We start from the raw sequence: 4,391 nt of genomic DNA, 5'->3' as shown, positions 1-4,391 counted from the left end.
CACCCTCACCCGCAAACAACCCGACACCCAAGCCCTCACCCACACCCTCGCCCGACTCCACACCCACGGAGCCAACATCGACTGGACCGCCTGGTATCCCGCCGCCCCCACCCCGCGCACTGTGGAACTCCCCACGTACGCCTTCCAGCACCAGCGCTACTGGCTGGCCCCACCCACGCCCCGCGCCGATGCCAATGCCACCGGCCACGACCTCGCCGAGACGCAGCTCTGGGACGCCATCGAAGAGCTCGACGTCGACACGCTCACCAGCACACTCCGGCTGGAGAAGGGCAGCCCCGGCATCGACGCCCTGCTGCCCGCACTCCCCGTACTGTCGGCCTGGCGACGACAGCACCGCGAGCAGAACGTCATCGACTCCTGGCGCTATCGGACCACCTGGCAGCACCTCCCGGACCCCGCCGCCGCGCCGGCCCTCACGGGAAACTGGCTGCTCATCGTGGGCTCCGGTCTGGAGGACCACCCGGCCGTCCACGCCGCCGGCCAAGCCCTCGACGCTCATGGCGCGGCCAGCGAGACGCTGTCCATCGACGGCGCCGCCATCGACCGCGACGCCCTCGCCAGGCAGCTCACCCGACTGGCCGACGGCACCGAGCCCGCGGGCATCCTGAGCCTTCTCGCCTTCGACGAGTCGCCCCACCCCGACTATCCGGCCGTCCCCACCGGATTGGCCGCCACGGCCATCCTCGTCCAGGCCCTCAGCGATACCGGGATCAGCCCGCCTCTGTGGTGCCTCACCCAGGGCGCCGTAGCCGCCACGTCCACCGATCCTCTCCCCCATCCCCACCAAGCACTGATCTGGGGGTTCGGCCGCGTCGCCGCGCTGGAACACCCGCACCTCTGGGGTGGTCTCATCGACCTCCCCGGCGCCATCGACGACCGCACCCCCGCCCGTATCGCCGGGTTCCTGGTATCCGGTCAGCCCGAGGACCAGGTCGCGATCCGCTCCACCCCGCTTGCCCGTCGTCTTGACCAGGCGCCCACCACGGACGTCGTCCCCGCCACCTGGCAACCCACCGGCACGACCCTGATCACCGGTGGCACCGGTGGCCTCGGCGCACACATCGCCCGCTGGCTCGCCCACCACGGCGCACCCCACCTCCACCTCACCAGCCGAAGCGGCCCCAACGCCCCCGGCGCAGCCGAGCTCACCGAAGAACTCACCGCCCTCGGCACCACCGTCACCATCACCGCCTGCGACGTCACCGACCGCACCGCACTCCACCACCTCATCGACACCATCCCCACCGAACACCCCCTCACCACCGTCATCCACGCCGCCGGCATCCCCGAGAACACACCGCTCGCCGAGCTCGATCTCCCGCATATCGACGAGGTGCTGCGGCCCAAGGCGCTCGCCGCCACCCACCTCCATGAACTCACCAAGGATCTCGACCTCACCGCCTTCGTTCTCTTCTCGTCCGGCGCCGCCGCCTGGGGCAGCAGCCGGCAGGCTTCCTACGCCGCCGCAAACGCCTATCTCGACGCCCTCGCCGAACACCGCCGCGCCCAAGGGCTCCCGGCCACCAGCCTCGCGTGGGCGCCGTGGAGCGAGGCGGGCATGGCCGCCGACGACGCCGCTATCGAGTACTACAACCGGCGCGGTATGAAGCCTCTCACCACCGATCTCGCCCTCACCTCCCTTCAGCACGCCCTGGACTGCGACGACACCACCGTCACCATCGCGGATATCGACTGGGAGAAGTTCCCCACCAGCTTTACCGCACAGCGCCCCAGCCCCCTTCTCTCCCACCTTTCCGCGACCCCTCCGCAGCTCCCCGGCGCCTCGGATTCCACGGCCGCCCCCAGCTCCCTCCAGCGGCGGCTCGCCACCAGCGCACCCGCCGAACAGCATCAGCTGCTGCTCCATCACATTCGCACGCATGCCGCCACGATCCTCGGCCACGCCACCATCGACGTCATCCCGCCCGCCCAGCCCTTCCAAGAGCTCGGATTCGACTCCCTCACCGCCGTCGAATTCGGGAATCAGCTCTCCGCCACCACCGGCATCGACCTTCCGCCCACCCTGATCTTCGACCACCCCACACCCAAGGAAATGGCCGACTTCCTGCGCGAGCGACTCGTCGACGGGGAGGTGACCTCCGAGGGTCGCCTGTTGTCGGAGCTCGACCAGTGGGATGCGGCAGCGGAGCCGTCCGCGGTGGACGAGGCGGCCCGTCGGCGGATCACCGGGCGCCTCCAGCTGCTGCTGGCCAAGTGGACCGACACGGAACGCGAAGCGGAGCGTTCCACGGCTCATAGCGAGCTGGAGACGGCAACAGCAGAGGACATTTTCGACCTCATCTCCGATGAGTTCGGAAAGTCGTGAGCCCGATGACCTCCATCCTCCGCGTCGCGCCAAGGAGCCCCCGCTAGATGTCCAACGAAGAGAAGCTTCTCGACCACCTCAAGTGGGTCACGGCCGAATTGCGCCGGACGCGTCAGCGTCTGCGTGAGGTCGAGTCCGCCGAGCCGGAGCCCATCGCCATTGTGGGAATGGCCTGCCGCTATCCGGGCGGGGTGCGATCCCCCGAGGATCTTTGGCGACTGGTGCGGGACGGTGGAGACGCCGTCTCCGCGTTTCCGACGGACCGGGGGTGGGGCATCGAGGAGCTGTTCGACCCGGATCCCGAGCACTACGGAACGTCCTATGTGGACCAGGGCGGCTTCTGCTACGACGCGACCGCATTCGACTCGGCCTTTTTCGATATCAGCCCACGGGAAGCGCTGGCCATGGACCCCCAGCAGCGGCTGCTCCTCGAAACGGCTTGGGAGGCTTTCGAACGCGCCGGGCTCAATCGCGACGCGTTGTGCGGGAGCAACACCGGCGTGTTCGCCGGAGTGGGCTCCCATGACTATCTGTCGGTCATCGGCGCTGTCACCAGCGAGGTGGAGGGATACGTCGGGGCCGGAAACCTTGGCAGTGTGGTGTCGGGCCGGGTGGCGTACTCACTGGGTCTGGAGGGGCCCGCGGTGACGGTGGACACCGCGTGTTCCTCCTCGCTGGTGGCCATCCATCTAGCCTGTCAGGCGCTGCGTCAGGGCGAATGCGATCTGGCCCTGGCCGGCGGCGTGGCGGTGATGGCCACGCCGGGAGCGTTCATCGAGTTCTCGCGGCAGCGTGGCATGGCCCCGGACGGCCGGTGCAAACCCTTCGCCGCCGCCGCCGACGGCACGGGGTGGGGTGAGGGCGCAGGTCTCGTCGTACTGGAACGGCTCTGCGAGGCGCAGCGCCGCGACCATCGCGTGCTCGGGGTGATCCGGGGCTCGGCGGTCAATCAGGACGGCGCCAGCAATGGCCTGACCGCGCCGAACGGGCCCTCGCAGCAGCGGGTGATCCGGCAGGCGCTCGCCAACTCGCATCTGTCCACGGCCGAGGTGGACGCGGTGGAAGGGCATGGCACCGGCACCACCCTCGGCGACCCCATCGAGGCCCAGGCGCTGCTGGCCACGTACGGGCAGGGCCGGGCGGAGGACCGGCCGCTGTGGCTCGGCTCCGTCAAGTCCAATCTCGGCCACACCCAAGCCGCCGCCGGCGGGGCCAGTGTGATCAAGATGGTGATGGCGATGCGGCACGAGCTGCTCCCCGCCTCCCTCCACATCGATGAGCCGACCCCCCACGCTGACTGGACCTCGGGTGCGGTGCGGCTGTTGACCGAGCCGGTCGCGTGGCCGCGTGGGGAGCGTCCTCGCCGGGCCGGGGTGTCCGCGTTCGGGATCTCCGGTACGAACGCCCATCTGATCCTGGAGCAGGCCCCGGAACCCGCCTCCGCCGACACGGACCCCGTCGCCATGGTGCCGACCGACAGCGGCGGGGTGTCGGCGGGCGGTGTGCCGTGGGTGGTGTCGGCGCACAGCGAAGAGGCGCTGCGCGGTCAGGCGAGGGCCCTGGCCGAGCGGGTGGCCGCCGATGCCGCGATGTCCCCCGCCGATGTGGGATGGTCGCTGATCACCACACGGTCCGTGTTCGACCACCGAGCCGTCGTCGTCGGCGAGAACCGCGACGAGCTGATGGCTGGACTGAAGGCCCTGGCCGCGGGTGAGCCCCACCCCGGCGTGATCGAGCCGGGCAGTGCCGCGGCCGTCGGTGGGCTGGGTGGGGGTGGTGTGGGTCCGGTGCTGGTGTTCCCGGGACAGGGCTCGCAGTGGGCCGGCATGGGCGCCGGACTCCTGGACACCTCACCCGTCTTCGCCGCCCGGGTAGCCGACTGCGAACAGGCCCTGGCCCCCTACGTCGACTGGTCCCTCACCGACGTCCTCCGCGACGGCGTGCACACAGCCGACCTCAGCCGCGTCGACGTCGTCCAACCCGTCCTCTGGGCCGTCATGATCTCCCTCGCCGCCCTATGGGACGACTACGGCGTCACCCCCGC

At 70.3% G+C, this 4,391-nt stretch carries 2 protein-coding genes; both read left to right on the top strand.

The window, feature by feature from the left end; genetic code table 11:
• Positions 1-2,347 (top strand): SDR family NAD(P)-dependent oxidoreductase (locus ABZS71_RS35335; RefSeq protein ID WP_356216886.1); only part of this gene is annotated, 2,347 nt, incomplete at its 5' end.
• A 47-nt stretch (positions 2,348-2,394) separates the two neighbouring features.
• A partial coding sequence (locus ABZS71_RS35330) for a type I polyketide synthase (RefSeq protein ID WP_356216883.1) occupies positions 2,395-4,391 on the top strand: 1,997 nt, incomplete at its 3' end.

This window comes from Streptomyces sp. NPDC005393 (assembly GCF_040606675.1).
Lineage (GTDB): Bacteria > Actinomycetota > Actinomycetes > Streptomycetales > Streptomycetaceae > Streptomyces.
Note: the sequence above shows the minus strand (reverse complement) of the source record. Positions and strands in the feature narration are given on the sequence as shown.